Genomic DNA, 16,455 nt, shown 5'->3' on the forward strand with positions numbered 1-16,455 from the left:
AACGAGCGGCGGACCGGCGCCGCGATCACCGGCTGGCGAGATATTCGGCGAGTTGGTCGAGCGTGCCGCCCCAGCCCTGTTTCATGCTCTCCATCCCCGCGGCGAAGGTCGCGCGCTCCTCGTCCGTGGCGTCGATCGGCAGCGAGCGGATGGTCAATTTCGTCCGCTGTCCCTCGGTTTCCAGCGAGAAGACGGTGAGCATTTCGAGCGGCCAGGTCGGGCTCATCGGGTGGCGGCCAAGGCCGCCATTCTCGTCGGAGAATGAAACGACGGCGACGATCCGCAACGGCTCTGCAATCTCCCGGTAAATGAACCGCCCCCACATCACGCCGCCGTCGGGGATCTTCATGCCGTAGAGGTAACTGCCGCCCACGCGGAAATCCATTTTCGCGGCGGCGATGGGAAATCCCTTCGGTCCCCACCATTTGGCCATGCGGTCCGGCTCGGTCAGCGCCTTCCAGAGCAGCGCGCGCGGCGCGTCAAAGGTGCGGGAGATGACGAACGCCTGCTCGCCCGTTGCGGCGACAAAAGCGTCGAGTCGCGCCAGGGTCTGACGGCCGCCCTCCGCGGCGCCATATTCGCCATCGATGCGGTCGCGTTCGGCAATCGTCCCAAAACGCATGCGCAGCGTCAGCCGCGTCTTTCCTTCTTCCTCGACGAAGGAGACCGTCACGTCCATGCGGACGGGTTCGGCGCCGTCGTCTCCCGGATGGACATAGGAAATCCGCTCCGGCCGGACGATCTCGCGAAAGACGATCTTGTTGTTATAGTCCCGCCCGTCCGGCCCGTGCATGATGAACCGCCAGACGCCCTCGGGCGCGAAGGTCATTTCGTGCGTGGTGAGGGTGAAGCCCGTCGGTCCCCACCAATTCGCGAGGCGGCCCGGCGCGCTGAAGGCGTCGAAAACAAGGTCGCGCGGCGCGTCGATCAGACGCGATATCGTGAGTTCCGGAACGTCGGCGGGCACGGAGGCTTGAGACTCGGAGACTTGGGAAAGGGCTGGCATGATGTTCTCTCAAGGGTTGGCCTGGGCGAGCGCGATTGCGAGGCGCGCCAGATTGTCGAAGGCGCCGGTCCAGCCGCCCTTATGCGAAAGGGCGGATTCGACGCTGCCGAGGCCAGCCTGGACGAAGATCATATCGGTCCGTCCATCCCGCTCGTTCAGCGTGACCGTTATCTCTGTCGTGACACGCGGCTCGAGGTCGTTGCTTTCCCATTTGTGGGTAAGGACGAGCCGCGACGGCCGATCGATTTCCCTATATTCGCCGCCGGCGACATATTCGTTTCCGTCCGGCGAGCGCATGCCGGAGCGCCATTTGCCGCCGGTCCTGAGATCAACCTCGGCGAACAGCACTTTGAACCCGGCGGGACAGAGCCAGCGCATCATGTGTTCGGCCTCAGTCCAGGCTTTCCAGACGAGAACCCCCGGCGCATCGAAGCTGCGATGGAGGATCAACGTATGGCCGTTTCCCGGCTCGCCGGTCGCCCGGGCCAGCCCTTCCAGAATGCTCTCCCATCCGGCCCGGATGCTGGCGCTTTGCGCTGACCATTCCGCATTGAGCAGATGGGTCAGCGTCAGCAGGCTGCCGCCGTCCCCGTCGGGCTGGATCTCCACCGTCACGATGGTCGAACTCGCTTGGATCGAACTCCCTGGAGTGGAGCGCGCCTGCTGGTCGGTCCCGAACGTGAAGACGATCCGGCGCGGACGGACGATTTCGAGATAGGCGCCAAAATGCGTCGCCAGCGACTCGCCGCGCTGCTCGTGGATCGCGAAGCCGCCGCCGACGCGAGCGTCGATCTCGACATGTTTCGAAACCCCGCCCGGCGTCGAAAACAGCCAAGCGCCCACGGCGTTGGGATCGAACCAGGCGTCGAACACTCGTTCCGGCGCCGCCGCGAAGCGGCGCGAGACGACCAGCGTCAGGCTGGACGGGTCAGCTGCTAGACGCATCGGGATCGCCTTTCTGCAAATCCTTGAGATAGGCGTCGAGCCGGTCGAAGCTCTCTTCCCAAAAACGCCGGTAATTCTCCAGCCAGCCCGCCAAGTCCTGCAGCGGCGCGGCCTCGAGACGACAAGGCCGCCACTGAGCCTCCCGCCCGCGACTGATAAGGCCGGCGCGCTCCAGCACCTTGAGATGCTTCGAAATCGCGGGCTGGCTGATGGAAAATGGCGCCGCAAGTTCGCCGACCGTGGCTTCGCCCTGCACGAGCCGCGCGAGGATCGCCCGCCGGGTCGGGTCGGCGAGAGCGGACAGCGTCATGCTGAGCGGATCGGGCATGTCGAACCTATCAGTTATATAACTTATTAGTTAAGTATACGGCGCGCAACGGCCCGTCAAGCCCGCAACGACGTGGGAAGCGTTCGCCGGTCGGCTTCGGCGCGCTGCCGTCGGTCTCAGGAAAGGAAGGCCTTCCGTGAGGTCTTCCCAGCGCATTTCCAGAGTGATACGTTCATTAAATGTTCCTAGCGAATCATGCGAGTCAGTCCGCCGCTCGCTCTTCGCCCTCACCGCCGCAGGCCGTAACGCTTGGCGCGGTGGAACGCGAAGGACGCCGCCTGATATTCAACAATAACTGCAGCATGTCGGGGCATCGGTGAACGCGGCGCATCTGGAGAAATTGAACAGCGAACAACGCCGCGCCGTGGAGCATGGGGTTGGGCTCGCAGATGGAGCGATCGGCGGTCCGCTGCTGATCATCGCGGGGGCGGGTTCGGGCAAGACAAACACGCTGGCGCATCGCGTCGCCCATCTGATCGTCAGCGGCGCGGATCCTCGCCGCATCCTGCTGATGACCTTTTCCCGCCGGGCGGCCGCCGAAATGAGCCGACGCGTCGAGCGCATCTGCGCCAAGGTTCTTGGGAGCAACGCCGGCGTCATGACCGATGCACTTGCATGGGCGGGGACGTTTCACGGGATCGGCGCCCGGCTGCTGCGCGACTACGCCGAGCAAATCGGCCTCGATCCGGCTTTCACGATCCACGACCGGGAAGATAGCGCCGATCTCATGAACCTTGTCCGGCACGAACTCGGCTTCTCAAAGATGGAAAGCCGGTTTCCGACCAAAGGGACTTGCCTTTCGATCTACTCCCGCGCCGTCAATGCGGAACTGCCGCTGGAAGAGGCGCTGCGCGGCTCCTATCCTTGGTGCGCGGGATGGGGCGGGCAATTGCGCGAGCTGTTCGCGGGCTACGTCGAGGCCAAGCAGGCGCAAAATATTCTCGATTACGACGATCTCCTGCTCTACTGGGCGCAGACAGTCAGCGATCCGCTGCTCGCAGACGATATCGGCGGCCGGTTTGACCATGTGTTGGTGGACGAATATCAGGACACAAACCGTCTTCAGGCCTCGATCCTCATGGCGCTGAAGCCCGGCGGCAAAGGCCTCACTGTCGTCGGCGATGACGCGCAGTCGATCTATTCCTTCCGCGCCGCGTCGGTGCGCAACATTCTCGATTTTCCAACCGGCTTCACCCCGCCGGCCGACGTTATCACGCTCGATCGCAACTACCGCTCGACCCAACCGATCCTTGCGGCCGCCAATGGCGTCATCGATCTCGCCTCCGAACGCTTCACCAAGAATCTCTGGACCGAGCGCCAGTCAGCGGATCGCCCCCGGCTCGTCAACGTCCGCGACGAGGCCGATCAGGCGCGCTACGTCGTCGAGAGGGTTCTGGAAAACCGCGAGTGCGGCGCGGCGCTGAAGCAGCAGGCCGTCTTGTTCCGCGCGTCCCATCACAGCGGCCCGCTCGAGGTCGAACTGACCCGCCGCAATATTCCCTTCGTCAAATTCGGCGGCCTCAAATTCCTCGACAGCGCCCATGTCAAGGACATGCTGGCGATGCTGCGCTTTACGCTGAACCCGCGCGACCGGATCGCCGGCTTCCGCCTCCTGCAACTTCTGCCAGGCGTCGGGCCAGCCTCAGCTCGGCGGGCTCTCGACCTGATGGCGGATCGGCCGGATCCACTGTCCGCACTCGCGGACAGTCCGCCGCCGGCGCGCGCTGGCGCCGCCTGGATCGACTTCGTGCAAATCTTGCAGCAATTATGCGCCGGTCAGGCCGGATGGCCCGCGGAGATCGCGCATGCGCGGCGCTGGTACGAGCCCCACCTCGCCCGCATCCACGAAGACGCTTCCCTCCGCCAAGCCGACCTCCTGCAGCTCGAGCAGATCGCGTCCGGCTATCCCTCCCGCGAGCGCTTCTTGACCGAGCTGACGCTCGACCCGCCGGACGCTGTAAGCGATCAAGCCGGCGCGCCGCACCTCGACGAGGACTACCTGATCCTGTCCACCATCCATTCCGCCAAAGGGCAGGAATGGAAATCGGTGTTTCTCCTCAATGTCGTCGACGGCTGCATTCCTTCCGATCTCGGCGCGGGAACAACCGCCGAAATTGAGGAGGAGCGGCGCCTTCTCTACGTCGCCATGACGCGGGCGAAAGACGATCTGCATCTCGTCTTGCCGCAGCGCTTCTTCACTCATGGCCAGAACGCGCAAGGCGACCGTCATGTCTATGCCTCGCGCACGCGTTTCATTCCAGCGACGCTTTTGCAGCTTTTCGAGATCTGCGCATGGCCTCCAGCGACGGCCGCCGCTGACGGCCGGCTTGACGCGAGGCAAGTCCGCGTCGATGTCGGCGCGCGCATGCGCGGCATGTGGCGGTAGGACGATCGCCGACGCGAAACCTTTGTTCATTGACCGAAGGCGGCCAGCAGGCGGTCCGCGCGATGGGCGGCCGGACGGGCAGCCAGCCGCCTTTCCTGGAATTTTCCCGATTGCGCGGCTTCGGCCGACGATAAAGCGCCGTAGCATGCAGCGCGCCAGATTGCGACGCGAGACCGCAATTTTTGGCCGACCTTATTTGAGCTGAGCGGCCACCTTGTCGATGCCTGCTTTGGAGCAAGCTTCATCCTTGTCTCCGCCGGGAGCGCCGGAAACGCCAACCGCGCCGACGACCTCATCGCCGACCTTGATCGGGAGAGCGCCCTGCAAAGCGATCACGTTGGCAAGGTGAACGACGCCCAGCGTCGGATTATCTTTCACGCGCTGCGCGAAGTCTCCTGATGGCGTCCTGAAGGTGCGCGCCGTGTAGGCCTTCCGCAAACTGTTTTCCAATGTATGCGGCGACGAACCATCCCCACGAATGGCGACCAAGGGTTGCCCCTCTCTACCAACCACATGCACCGACACGTGATAGCCTTGCTGCGCACAGGCGTCGTAAGCGCTTTGGGCGATGGACAGAGCGATCTCGGTCGATAGGCTTTTTTCGTTGCGAAGTTCCGCATTTGCCGGGAACGCGACTGCGGTTGCAAGACTCGCGGCAGCTATGCATTTCAACAAGGTTGACATGGGGCTTATCCAGATTTTGATTGGAATTGCTTTGGGGAGGCTTGCAGCGAAATTGAACGACGCGGCGCTCCTTGCTTCAGTTCTTGACGTGATCGCGCCACTGCCGCACAATCGCCAGGGTGTTTTCGATATGCTTGTCGGGCACGGAGTCAGTGTAGGCGTAGATAACCTTGCCATCCGGCGCGATTACATAGGATATCCTGTCCGACACGGTTTCGCCCGAGGCCGTCGCTCCAATCCTGACGGCGTCATAGGCGCGAATGACCGATAGCGTCGGATCTGCGGCGACCGGGAACTTGTCACGGCATTCCTCTGTCGAGAATTTATGTTGCGTTTCGATTGTGTCCTTCGACATGCCGATCAGAGTCGCTCCTGCTTCCGTGAAGCTCTCCGCTGCATCAGCGAATTGATGGGCTTCGATGGTGCAGCCTCTGGTGAATGACTTTGGATAGAAGTAGAGAACCACTGGCCCCCGCTTCAGCGCCTCGGCCAAGGAAAAGGTGAAATCCTTTCCGCCCACAGACGCCTGCGCCGTAAAATCCGGCGCGGCGTCGCCCGGCTTCAATCCCGCCCAAACAGGCGTGGCAAGAAGCCCCCCAAAAACAAGGACCCAGACTGCCAAGCGTTTCATATCGCCTCCCCTTTTTTTCACACTTCTGAGATGATGCCGGCGATGTTTCACACGGCTATGCTTACCGCGAGCGGCCTTGAGAGCGCCGCGATGATTCAACGCTTCTCCGGTTCGGATGTCTTCGGCGCCGGCGGGACAATTTTGGTCAATGCGCCGCCTTCGGATTCGTAGTTCTGAACCCCGATGGCGCCAGCTACCTTGAAGCCGTGCGCGGTCAAAAGATCGGCGGCAACCCCGGCGCGCCCCGCGTGATTCGAGACGGTCACGATCACCCGTTCCTTGGGGATGAAGGCCAGCTTATTTTCGAGGTCCTTCGCCTGAACGCTCAGATAGACGGGCAAACCGCCGATTGCCGTCAACTCATCGGGACGCCGGACGTCAATGATGAGCAAGCTTTCAGGCTTGGCCAGCAAGGCGTCGAGATCAGCGCGCTTGAGCTGCGGCGACTTGGACTTGTATTCAGCAGGAGCCGGCTGCGCGGGCGCGGCGGCTTTCGCGGCGTCGCCCTGCTCCGCAGCCAGAGCAAAGGAAGACGATAGAATTATCGCTGCCGTGACGCAGGTAAGAAGCTTGCGCATTGTCATGCTAACCTTTTGCTGGATTGGCTCGAGAAAAAGCGCCGACTGCTTTAGATTCGGCTATTCCGGGTGGGTGTGTTAGGTCGAGAGATGAGCGTTGAAGAATTCGATGGTGCGTCGCCAAGCCAGTTTTGCGGCCGCTTCATCATAGCGTGGCGTGGTGTCGTTGTTGAATCCGTGCTGAACGCCCGGATAGATGTAGGCCTGGTAGGTGACGCCGTTGGCTTTTAGGGCCGCCTCGAAGGCTGGCCATCCGGCATTGATTCGATCGTCCACACCGGCGTAATGGATTAGGAGCGGAGCCTTTATTTTCGCTGTGTCTTCTGCTGTCGGCTGGGCCCCGTAGAAGGGCGCCGCCGCGGCCAAATCGGGAAGCTGCGTGGCCAAGAAATTGGCGATGCCTCCGCCGTAGCAAAATCCAACTACCCCCACCTTGCCATTGCCCTCCGGCAAGCTCTTCAACAGTTGGGTCGCCGCGATAAAGTCATTGCGGGTCTTAGCCTGATCGAGCTTTGGAAAAAGCTCGCGCGCCTTGTCCTCGTCGCCAGGGTAACCGCCCAGCGGAGAGAGCGCGTCCGGGGCCAATGCGATGAAATGATCCAGCGCAAGCCGCCGGGAGATATCTTCAATATGCGGATTGAGGCCCCGATTCTCGTGCACGACCAGCACTGTTGGAAGTTTCCCGTCCGCGTGCGCCGGCTTCGCCAGATAGCCGCGCAGGCTGCCATAGCCGTCCGGCGACGGATAGTTCAGATAACTTGCCGTGATGCGCGGGTCATCCTTAGGGACCTGTTCAGCTTCTGCAAAGCGAGGGCTGAGAGCCTCAAGCAAGCCCGCCGCCGCGACGCTGCCCGCAATTTTGGCGACTCCATCCAGAAACCCTCTACGGCTGGTCAAGCCATGAACGTAAAGGTCGAAAAGCTTCAATACTTCCGGATCAAAGTCATTGGCGGCCTTGCGTGTCACGACATTGTCTCCCTGTGAGTTTTGTTCAGGCGAAAAGCTATGAGAACTTCTCGGCAACGGTGGCGGCGCCAACCCTCAAAGATGCGGATGGACCGAATTTAAGCTGGATCGCATGCGCGGAGAAAATCGCGCGGCGCTTTGGATGAACCCGCGAGGGCGAGCCCCTGGTTCAGGTGGGGGTTTTTATAACACCCTATCTATTCAGTCAATTGACTTTCTCCATCAACTTAATAGACTGATATGTGAATTCACCGCCATTTGGTGCGTCATGGGCCTAGACCGCCGCTATAAACCTATCATATAACTAGAGATATAGGCACGACTGCGGGCTCCGGCGACCGCCAATCTGTCAGTCGTTCCAACAGACCCGCCGCGCGCAGCGAATGGGTTTGGCGAATCTGACCTGTAGCCTCCAGGGCGATAATGACAGGCGCAAACGATGGTCTCGGACATTCTTAATGTTGGGGTTAGGCAATGAAGAGAACAATGAAGAAGGCATCTTTGGGGGTCGTGCTAGGCCTTTCGGTTGCGGCCGCAATGGCGGACGACAAGCGCATTGACAACGAGGCCAAGGCGGCTGGCGAGGCGGCTCAAAGCGCTGCAGCGCAAAAGCCGGAAGTTGCAAGCGCTGCTGCTTCAAGTGCGGCGCCTGAGACCGCCGCTCCAGTGCGCAACGCCGAAGCGGCGAGCGCGCCCGCAGCAAGCGCAGCCGCGCTGACGGCGGCCGCGCCGAGCGCCGCCTCGCGACTGCCTTATGGGTGGCAGCCATTGCAGAGAGCCGCGGAACCTTCGGTCAAGCAAAGAGACTGGGTGCGGACGCCGATCGACGCTTTTATCCTGGCGAAATTGGAAGCCAAGGAACTGAAGCCCTCCGCTGACGCTGATCGAGGCGCCTTCGTCCGCCGCGCGACGCTCGATGCCTGGGGCCTTATCCCAACGCCAGAGGAAGTCGCCGCATTTGTGAACGACGGTTCTCCGGACGCTTACGAAAAGCTAGTGGATCGTCTGCTGGCGTCGCCACATTACGGGGAGCGCCAAGCGCGCCGTTGGCTTGACTTGGCCCGCTACGCGGACAGCGCCGGGTTCCAAACGGATCAGACGCGGGCGAACATGTGGCGCTACCGCGATTATGTGATCAACGCGTTCAATCAGGACAAGCCATATTCCCGCTTCATCCAGGAGCAGTTGGCTGGCGACGAGTTGGTTCCGGGCAACCAGGACGTTCTGGTCGCCACTGGATTCTTGACGGGGTATCCCGACAATTATAACTCTCGTGACCTTGTTCAGAGGAAATATCAAATCACCACAGATATTACCGATACGGTTGGTCAGGCAATCCTGGGGACCACAGTCGGTTGCGCGCGGTGTCATAACCACAAGACAGATAAGTTCACCCAGAAGGACTACTTTTCTTTCCAGGCCTTTTTTGCCAATACAAGCGAAGACTTCAAGACCCATGCAATCAAAGGAGAGGTCGAGCGCGACTACGATAAGCAGTGGGCCAAATGGGAGGAGGCGACCAAGGAAATCCGGGAAAAGCGAGCGGCGCTGTCCGATCCTGTCAAAGAGAAAGCTCTAAAATATCACAAGGAGCGCTACCTGACAGATAGCCGCGCATCAATTTTCAAGCCCGACAGCGAGTGGACGCCGCACGATCGATGGATCAATCACCGCCTTGACAACGTCACAACAGACGCCGATCTGGCGGGATATATCCGGGACGCCGGAGAGAATAAGGCGAATCCCGATTACAGCGCTGAAAATGTGGAGAGATGGGAGCAATACAAAAAGCTCGGAGAAGAACTGAAGAAATTCGATAAGCTCAAGCCCGCTAAGGGCTCCAACGCCTATACGACCGTGACCGAACTCGGTCATCCCGATGCTCCTCCTAGCTACATTTTTTCCGGCGGCAATCACGAAAAGCCTCTGGAGGAAGTCCAGCCCGCCTTTCCCGAAGCCCTGACCGCTGAGAAGCCGGTGATTGCGCCGACATCGACTTCATCCGGCCGCCGGACGGCCCTGGCGAACTGGCTCACCAGCCCGCAAAATCCCCTGACGGCGCGAGTCTACGTGAACCGGGTTTGGAACGAATACTTCGGCAAAGGCATAGTGGCGACGGTTAGCGATTTCGGAAAAGCCGGCGACAAGCCGACGAATCCCGAGTTGTTGGACTACCTCGCCGACACCTTCGTCAAGAATGGCTGGAGCGTCAAAACTCTGCACCGCCAGATCCTTCTCTCGAGCGTCTACCGCCAATCGTCGGCCTATCGTGAAGATGCGTATAAGGCGGATCCCGAAAATAAGCTGCTGGCGGTGTTCCCCCGGAAGCGTCTGGATGCCGAAGAAATTCGCGACTCGCTGCTGGTGGCGTCTGGGAAGCTTGAAAATAAGGTGGGCGGCCCGAGCGTTTTCCCTCCGGTTCCGTCGAACCTGAATGCTGGAGCTCTCTGGGAGGTGTCGAAGGATCCTCAAGATCACAACCGGCGGAGCCTGTACATCTTCACCCGGCGCAGCGTTCCCTATCCCCTGCTCGAATCGTTCGATATGGCTTCCGCGCAACAGATCCATAGCAAACGCGATGTAACCACCACGCCGTTGCAGGCGCTTACTCTGTTTAACAGTGAAGTGGTGTTCGGATGGTCGCAGGCCTTGGCCGGCAGGCTTATTCGCGAAGCCGGCCCCAATGAATCAGCCCAACTGAATCGCCTCTACCAGATCTTGTTCGCGCGCAATCCGGATGAATCCGAGAAGGCGACATTGCTGTCGTTCCTGGCGAGCCATGAAGAGGTCATCACGCAGAAGGCGGAAGACGGCAAGCTATCGATCGCAATCCCGATCGGCTTGAGCGATAGAGCCACATTGAATCCGATTCGGGCCGCCGCGCTCGTTGCGCTGGTTCACGTGGTCGTGAACTCGAACGACTTCAGCTACCGGTTTTAAATGCTTCAATGAATTCTAGAAAAGGAACAAACGCATGAGGACGCAGTCACGCCGTGAATGGCTCTTCAATACAGTATATGGCTTGGGCGGGCTAACGCTTGCCGCGCAGTTACCCGGGGGCGGCATATTCGCTGCGCCCGCCCTGGCGGACGCTCTCGCAGATCCTTTAGCGCCAAAGCAGCCGCACTTTTCGCCCAAAGTCAAATCGGTGATTTGGCTCCACATGGACGGGGCGCCCAGCACGCTCGACTTATATGACTACAAGCCGGAGCTCATCAAGCTTGCCGGCCAGGAAGCGCCAGCCTCTTTCCTCAATGGCATCAAGACAAGCACGCAAGGCGGCGTCGGCAAGCTCTTTGCATCCAATCGAAGCTGGAAGCAGTATGGCGAGAGCGGGGCATGGTTCTCCGATCTGTTGCCCAATCTGGCGCAGCACGCCGACAAGATTGCGTTCATAAAGTCCAGCACGACCATTGGCGCCACGCACGATATTTCGATCCTAAAGCTGAACACCGGCGACACCTCTCCTGGGCGCCCCTCCCTCGGCGCGTGGGTGACATACGCGCTCGGATCCGCCAACCCGGATTTGCCCGCTTATGTCGTGCTCTATAGCGGCAAGAAGGAACCGACAGGCGGGTCGGTGAACTGGAGTTCCGGATTCCTGCCCGCCGTCTACCAAGGCACGGCGTTCCGCCCGGGCGCTTCGCCTATCCTCCATCTTGATCGCCCCGAATTGATTGCCTTGTCGGAACAACGAGACGGCCTTGATCTTCTGAAGCGCCTCAATGAACAGCGAGCGGCGCTGCATCCCGAGGACACTGAACTCCAGGCGCGCATTCGATCCTACGAATTGGCCTATCGCATGGAGGCCACTGCGCCTGAAGCTGTTGATCTCACCAAGGAAACAGACGCCACTAAGACGCTTTATGGCCTGGATGATCCCGCAAGTAAGGATTACGGCACTTCCTTGTTGCGCGCCCGACGCCTCGTGGAGCGCGATGTGCGCTTCATCCAAGTTGTTTCGGGGCCGATCGAGGCTGCTGGAAACGAAGACGCCAGAAACTGGGATGCGCATCAAGACCTCGAAAAAAATCATGGCGCGCACGCCAAGGCCGTCGACAAGCCTATCGCGGGGTTGCTCGCCGATCTCAAGGCGCGCGGGCTGCTGGACTCCACTCTCGTAGTGTGGACCTCGGAATTCGGCCGCACCTCCTACGGTCAAAGCGGCAATGGCCGCGACCATAATCCGTGGGGTTACACCCAATGGATTGCCGGCGGCGGCGTCAAGGCTGGCTCGACTTTCGGCGAAACGGACGAAATCGGCTTGCAGGCGGTCGGCAAGAAAGTCGACACCTACGACCTCCACGCAACCGTCCTTCAACTGTTGGGGCTTGACCACCTGAAGACCGTGTTCTTGAAAGCTGGCCGGGCGGAACGTCCGACCGTGGTCTACGGCGAAGTTGTTAAAGAGCTTCTCGCATAATCAACGCTCCGCGCGATCATCGACGGCCACAATGGCGCCGGGAGGCCTAAGGCCTTCCGGACCTTTTGCATTTTTGCTTCAGCCATCCTCCCGCACACGAAGCAAAGAACGCGGATTTTTGTTGAGCGCATCAGGCTCCTGAGCGAACGGCTCAACTCCCATCCCGAACATCATCGCGGTGCGCCCGCCCTAGCCTAACGGAACAGTATTCATGATGCCTAAGCTGGTCATTGTCTTAACAATCGGAGCTGCAATATTGGCCACCTCCGCAAATGCTGAGCGGCGGACTATTGATCTACACGATTATGACGATGACTTAATGCGAGATCTCGACAAGACGATTAAGTATTTTGAACCCGACATCACCGCCAAGAATGTCCAGGGCGCCCTGGACGACGCCGCGGTGCTTCAGGATGGCTTCAAGTACACAGAAGACTATTTTGCGAAGAAAGGCGGCGCGGACGACGCCGTTCTCATCTCCAAGGAGGGCCTCAATTATATTGCTGCTGCAATAAAATCGGTATCCGCGAACGATTTCGATTCCGCGGCCGAGGCGGCCAGGGGAGCAGCGAAGACATGCCGCGCATGCCATGATATCTATAAGCCGCTTAAGAAATGACGATTTCTAAATGCGCATTGGCGGAAAGGACGGCGCCCGTTCTATGGCTGCCGAATGGCGAACGCTGACGCGCATTTTGGGGAACAAAAAGAGGGCGCAAGCCTCACCCCCCCCTCTCTCCGGCCTACACACCTCCTAGAGCGCTTCCCGATCAGATGGAATCATTTGATCGGGAAGCGCTCAAATTCAATGAGTTGGAGCATGTTTTAGTATAAGCCGTCATCCGCGGGCGTCGGCGCGTGAGTCACCAACCAGGCGAGCCCACCGGCAAGCGCGATAGTCAACAGCGCGGCGAGCCACGTGCGTGATGAGGCGATGCTGTCGGCTTCCTCCACGCTATGCCGCGGCTTGCGGCCGGTAATCATGGCGCGCACCAAGTGACCTTGCTCAAATGCATGATGGGCGATCACGGCGAGGATGTGCATGGCAATCGCCCCTATGATCCAATAAAAAAGGCGACGATGTATGGAGGTCAGCTGTAGGCTCAGGTCCTTGCTTACATATCCTGCAAGTGGACCAAGATTGAAAATCTCGTCGTTGCCGAACAAGCCAAGAGTGGCCTCCGTGGCCAATGCAGCCAAGAGGGTCACCACCATCCAGGCGCCTAGCGGATTGTGGCCAGCATAACGCGCGGGACGCCCTCGCAACAAGCCAACTGCGTATTTCAGCGTAGCCGCTGGGCTGCGCACAAAATTCCAGAACTGCGCGTGGCGCGTGCCGACAAAGCCCCATACGATGCGAAACAAGACCAGGACGATAACGGCATAACCACACCAAACATGATATTTGAAGTAGCTTACGCCCAGCCTGTTGGTCACGAAGGCTCCCATAATGGCCACAACAAGCGCCCAATGAAACACCCGGACTGGCAGGTCCCATACTTGCCGATGCTCAACAGCTGACGCTCGGGTCGCCTCTTCGATGGTCGTCATAAGCAAAGCTCTTCGGAAATGCGTTCAGATTTAGTGATACGGGAGTGAGAAAGCGCTTTAACGGTGGCGCTAACAGCGGGCCTGCGGGGCCGCTCGCGTTGAGCGAGCGGCCCCGGGCTTACTTGGCTTTGTAGGTATCGTGGCACGCCTTGCAGTCTTGACCCACCTGCGCGGCGGCCGTCTTGAAGGCCTCTGTCGGACCCTTCTCGGCATCGTTCACTTGCTGAAGGGCAACAAGGTGGGTTTGAAAATCCTTCACTTTCTGATCAAAGTCCGCGCGATTAGTCCAGACATCTGCCTTGGCCTTGGTGTCCGGCTCACCGACGTTGGAAACCTCGGGAAATCCTTCGCTCACCAAGTCGGAAAGAAAGACAAGCCGGGCAATGTTCTTTTGGACTGTAGCTGCATCATATGGCGCGCTGCCTTTCAACACATTGCCAAGAAGCCGGAAATTGGCGCCGATCAACGTATAGACGGCTTTGCGGTACTCGATGGCTGTGCGGGCAGGCGAAGGCCCCGCTGCCGGCGACGCGCCGGCAGGTGGCGTTTGGGAATGGGCGGAAACAGCCAGGCCCGCGCCAAGGATCAGAGCCCCGCCCATAGCCATAGCGCGACGGGCGGTCATCAACTTCCAACTCATATTTATACTCTCCCGATTGCTTATCTTGTTGAGCCGTGCCGCGATGCATGGCCCGTGCGAATAAAGATCGACGGACGCTCTCAGCGTCCGAGCCCAGCCAAATAAGTGAGCGTTGACGGCGGCGGCATGTGGAGATCAGGCTATGGCGACGCGCTTGGCGATATTGCTTTGGATGAGGAGGACGAAGAGCTCGATTCCGACACTAGCGCGACCTTCGTATAGCCGGCGGAATTGATCAGGCCCATAACCTCGATGACTTTGCCATAGGCGATAGCTTTATCGCCGCGCACGTGAATGCGGCGCTCCTTGCTGTCTGCATTCTCGCTAAGGACCATGACGATCTCGTCCGCGGCGACTTCCCGCTGATCGACGAAATACCGCCCATCTGCGCCAATGCTCACTGCGATAGGCTGCTTCTGTTCGACCAAAGGCTTTGCTTGCGCTTTAGGCAAATCTACTGGGACCCCGGCGGCCATGAGTGGCGCCGCCACCATAAACACAATGAGAAGGACCAGCATCACGTCGACGAGCGGGGTGACATTCATATCGCTCATCGGCGGCGCGTCGAATTCGCTATCGTGTTTACGCAGCGCGAAGGCCATTGCGATCTCCTTTCTTTGACAACTGGCGGGACAATTCGATTTCGAAGACGCCGATAAAGGCGTTGAGGCGCTTGCCGTATCGCCCGATGTCGGCGCCGATGCGATTGTAGAAGACCACCGCGGGAATCGCGGCGACGAGACCAAGGGCGGTCGCAAACAGGGCTTCGGCGATGCCTGGCGCAACGACGGCGAGGCTAGTGTTATTGGCGGCGGCAATGCCTTGGAACGAGTTCATAATGCCCCAGACGGTGCCAAACAGGCCAACGAAAGGCGCCACAGCGCCAATCGTCGCCAAGGCGGGCAACCGGCTCTGCAAATGGTCGAGCGCTTCGGCGCTGGCCAACTGACCTACCCGATGCACGCGCTCTTGAAGACTGTCTCTTTGGGATTCGGAAAAGACGAGGTCGGAGGAGCGGGTGTGCTCTTCGACCATCGCCTTGTAGACCGTGACGAAAGGGTCCGTCGGGGAGGCGTTTTCGAAGCTTTCGGCAACTGACGCGACAGGCAGGCCAGCCTGAATGCTGGTCACCAGCTTACCCGCGCGCTTCTGCAGCAGGTGCAGCCGAACGAGCTTATCCAGAATGACCGCCCAGCTCCATGCGGATGCTAGGATCAGGATAATCATAACAGCCTTTACGACGGTATCGGCTTGCAGGAATAGGTCGATTGGGGACATGGCGTGGGCTGCGGCTGCCGCTACTGCGGGGTCAATGGAATCTGCCATCGCAAGGCTCTCCTGGTTGATGAAAATAGGGTTGCTTTTGGGACTGCTCTGCCTATCGGAAGACGATGGCTCCAGATAAGGAGGCAGGGCGCGACATTCCCGTTGCGGGGAACGGCGCGGCGCGCGCCAGGGCCTGCGAGGCCGCCGTATCAAACGCGGCATTGCCGGAGGGAGAAATGCTCTGTGAGATCACCGAACCCGAAGGCGAGATGACGATGTGATAGCCAACGCGGCCGGTTTCGTGGCGCGCCAGCGCGGCGCGTGGAACGGTGCTGGCCGCGGCGCGGGCAATTCTCGCGTGCACCTGATTCGCATACCCGGAGGCCATCGCGTTTGGCGGAACGGTCGTCGGCCCGGTGCGCGTTGGGGCTGCGGATTGGGGAGCATGGCGCGGTTTCTCGGCCGGAGCTTTTGGTTCGACGACTTTGGGCTTCGGAATTGGTTTTGGCTTCGGAATTGGTTTTGGCTCTACCGGCGCGACCGCAGGCTCCTCGGCGACCGGCGGGGGGGCCTCCTCCACAATCTCGGGCGGGATTTCCTCGGCGACCGGCGGCGGCTCTTCGATTGCCGGCGGCTGTTCCTCGGGCGCCAGAGGCGGCAACATTACCAGCTCCAAAGCCTCTTCCTGCACCGGCGGCGCCGGACGCGCCGTATAAGTCACCGCCGCGGCAAGCGCCAACGCATAGAGGGTGAGAGCAGCGCCTTGCGGCCAATAGGATGGCTTCCCGCGTCGAGGCGCTAGAAGCGTTTGCGCTCCTGGCGTGGAAATTAGGGGTTGCGGCTCAATGTCGTAGAGTCCTAGGCCTGCGGAAGCGAGAGCTGAGCTCATTGCGGCGCCTTTTAAGTTGGGATCGGCCGCGCGGGCCTTGTAGTAGTTAATCTATAAATAGACTAGAAAAATGGTCAACTCCTTTTTCGCCCGGTCAACCGACAGGATGCGGACCGGACCCAATTTAAGATCGCGTCGTTAATCGGAGGCCGATCTGGGCGC

16 protein-coding genes are annotated in these 16,455 nt (G+C 60.1%); 4 read left to right on the forward strand and 12 right to left on the reverse strand.

Features of this window, described 5'->3' with window-relative positions; translation table 11 throughout:
- Positions 1–25 precede the first annotated feature (25 nt).
- Genes DL86_RS19505 through DL86_RS17045 form a run of 3 tightly spaced genes read right to left on the reverse strand, consistent with a single transcriptional unit; the run spans position 26 to position 2,279 of the window.
- A complete protein-coding gene (locus tag DL86_RS19505) occupies positions 26–1,006 on the reverse strand; it encodes an SRPBCC family protein (RefSeq protein WP_084572991.1) in 981 nt (326 codons plus the stop codon).
- Between the two features lie 9 nt (positions 1,007–1,015).
- The gene (locus DL86_RS18935; protein WP_051953643.1) at positions 1,016–1,951 is read right to left on the reverse strand and encodes an SRPBCC family protein; all 936 of its coding nucleotides are present in this window, start codon (positions 1,949–1,951) and stop codon (positions 1,016–1,018) included.
- Positions 1,935–2,279 carry an ArsR/SmtB family transcription factor gene (locus DL86_RS17045; RefSeq protein WP_036263800.1) on the reverse strand — a complete coding sequence of 115 codons (345 nt, stop codon included), beginning with the start codon at positions 2,277–2,279 and terminating at the stop codon, positions 1,935–1,937. The genes DL86_RS18935 and DL86_RS17045 overlap by 17 nt, the downstream gene beginning before the upstream one ends.
- Before the next feature lie 316 nt (positions 2,280–2,595).
- Here DL86_RS17045 and DL86_RS17050 point away from each other — a divergent pair, with 316 nt between their 5' ends.
- Positions 2,596–4,665 carry an ATP-dependent helicase gene (locus DL86_RS17050; protein WP_036263802.1) on the forward strand — a complete coding sequence of 690 codons (2,070 nt, stop codon included), beginning with the start codon at positions 2,596–2,598 and terminating at the stop codon, positions 4,663–4,665.
- 192 nt (positions 4,666–4,857) lie between these two features.
- On the opposite strand, the gene DL86_RS17055 is transcribed toward DL86_RS17050, so the two are convergent.
- The 4 genes from DL86_RS17055 to DL86_RS17070 all read right to left on the reverse strand — a co-directional run bounded on the left by DL86_RS17055 (position 4,858) and on the right by DL86_RS17070 (position 7,524).
- The gene (locus tag DL86_RS17055; protein ID WP_051953645.1) at positions 4,858–5,349 is read right to left on the reverse strand and encodes a GlcG/HbpS family heme-binding protein; all 492 of its coding nucleotides are present in this window, start codon (positions 5,347–5,349) and stop codon (positions 4,858–4,860) included.
- A gap of 76 nt (positions 5,350–5,425) precedes the next feature.
- Positions 5,426–5,980: a peroxiredoxin gene (locus DL86_RS17060; RefSeq protein ID WP_036263804.1), complete on the reverse strand. Its 555-nt coding sequence runs from the start codon at positions 5,978–5,980 to the stop codon at positions 5,426–5,428.
- 95 nt (positions 5,981–6,075) lie between these two features.
- Positions 6,076–6,558 carry a rhodanese-like domain-containing protein gene (locus DL86_RS17065; RefSeq protein ID WP_036263806.1) on the reverse strand — a complete coding sequence of 161 codons (483 nt, stop codon included), beginning with the start codon at positions 6,556–6,558 and terminating at the stop codon, positions 6,076–6,078.
- Between the two features lie 78 nt (positions 6,559–6,636).
- The gene (locus DL86_RS17070) at positions 6,637–7,524 is read right to left on the reverse strand and encodes a dienelactone hydrolase family protein (protein ID WP_036263808.1); all 888 of its coding nucleotides are present in this window, start codon (positions 7,522–7,524) and stop codon (positions 6,637–6,639) included.
- Positions 7,525–8,061: 537 nt separating this feature from the next.
- On the opposite strand from DL86_RS17070, the gene DL86_RS17075 reads away from it, so the two are divergent.
- From DL86_RS17075 to DL86_RS17085, 3 genes are all read left to right on the forward strand, one after another.
- The gene (locus tag DL86_RS17075) at positions 8,062–10,464 is read left to right on the forward strand and encodes a DUF1549 and DUF1553 domain-containing protein (RefSeq protein ID WP_245276413.1); all 2,403 of its coding nucleotides are present in this window, start codon (positions 8,062–8,064) and stop codon (positions 10,462–10,464) included.
- A gap of 34 nt (positions 10,465–10,498) precedes the next feature.
- Positions 10,499–11,947, forward strand: coding sequence for a DUF1501 domain-containing protein (locus DL86_RS17080; RefSeq protein WP_036263811.1), 1,449 nt, complete (start codon positions 10,499–10,501; stop codon positions 11,945–11,947).
- 211 nt (positions 11,948–12,158) lie between these two features.
- Positions 12,159–12,566 carry a hypothetical protein gene (locus DL86_RS17085; RefSeq protein WP_036263813.1) on the forward strand — a complete coding sequence of 136 codons (408 nt, stop codon included), beginning with the start codon at positions 12,159–12,161 and terminating at the stop codon, positions 12,564–12,566.
- A gap of 206 nt (positions 12,567–12,772) precedes the next feature.
- Here DL86_RS17085 and DL86_RS17090 read toward each other — a convergent pair whose 3' ends face one another.
- The 5 genes from DL86_RS17090 to DL86_RS17110 form a co-directional block, all read right to left on the reverse strand.
- Positions 12,773–13,498, reverse strand: a complete 726-nt coding sequence (locus DL86_RS17090; protein WP_036263815.1) for a cytochrome b/b6 domain-containing protein — start codon at positions 13,496–13,498, stop codon at positions 12,773–12,775.
- A 118-nt stretch (positions 13,499–13,616) separates the two neighbouring features.
- Entirely contained in the window at positions 13,617–14,138 is a 522-nt protein-coding gene (locus DL86_RS17095; protein ID WP_051953646.1) for a c-type cytochrome, read from the reverse strand.
- A gap of 140 nt (positions 14,139–14,278) precedes the next feature.
- Entirely contained in the window at positions 14,279–14,740 is a 462-nt protein-coding gene (gene tolR / locus DL86_RS17100) for a protein TolR (RefSeq protein WP_036263817.1), read from the reverse strand.
- Entirely contained in the window at positions 14,721–15,464 is a 744-nt protein-coding gene (locus tag DL86_RS17105) for a MotA/TolQ/ExbB proton channel family protein (protein WP_036263820.1), read from the reverse strand. The genes tolR and DL86_RS17105 overlap by 20 nt, the downstream gene beginning before the upstream one ends.
- A 52-nt stretch (positions 15,465–15,516) precedes the next feature.
- On the reverse strand, positions 15,517–16,293 hold the full coding sequence (locus DL86_RS17110) for a TonB family protein (RefSeq protein ID WP_036263823.1): 777 nt from the start codon (positions 16,291–16,293) through the stop codon (positions 15,517–15,519).
- Positions 16,294–16,455 lie beyond the last annotated feature (162 nt).

Origin of the sequence: Methylocapsa aurea (assembly GCF_000746085.1) — a bacterium.
Lineage (GTDB): Bacteria > Pseudomonadota > Alphaproteobacteria > Rhizobiales > Beijerinckiaceae > Methylocapsa > Methylocapsa aurea.